2 protein-coding genes are annotated in these 347 nt (G+C 66.9%); both read left to right on the top strand.

The genetic code is table 11. The annotated features are described in order from the left end of the window. Positions 1-8: 8 nt before the first annotated feature. A complete protein-coding gene (locus X744_RS1000000173325; RefSeq protein WP_348626189.1) occupies positions 9-164 on the top strand; it encodes a hypothetical protein in 156 nt (51 codons plus the stop codon). 10 nt (positions 165-174) lie between these two features. Beyond that, positions 175-347, top strand: a 173-nt coding sequence (locus X744_RS1000000173320) for a transposase zinc-binding domain-containing protein (protein ID WP_198032300.1), incomplete at its 3' end; no start/stop codon positions are given.

The following is a 347-nucleotide window of genomic DNA, read 5'->3' as shown; positions in this document are numbered from 1 at the left end:
CCCACCTTTTGGAAGCCGGCACGGACATAAGGATCATTCAGGTGCTGCTGGGCCATCGCAGCCTGGCGACGACGATACTATACGCCCAGGTCTCAACGGCTGTGATCGGCCGGACTGCCAGTCCTTTTGACCAACTCCGCATGGAGATCACGGCGCCCGGCTGAGCCGCGCGCCATGCGCCCGGATCTGGAAGTGGCGGATGTACTCCACCGTCACGGGGCTGATTATCGCCGCGACCATGCCGGCCATCTCGGGCGTGTCGAGCGCCGGGTTATGGCCGCGGTGGAGGCGTGCCGGACCGCGGCCCTGGGCGGTCACGCCGAACACTGCGCCGACTGCGGTCTCGT

This window comes from Mesorhizobium sp. LNHC252B00 (assembly GCF_000502955.1).
Taxonomy (GTDB): Bacteria; Pseudomonadota; Alphaproteobacteria; order Rhizobiales; family Rhizobiaceae; genus Mesorhizobium.
This window is presented reverse-complemented; position numbering and strand designations above follow the sequence as displayed.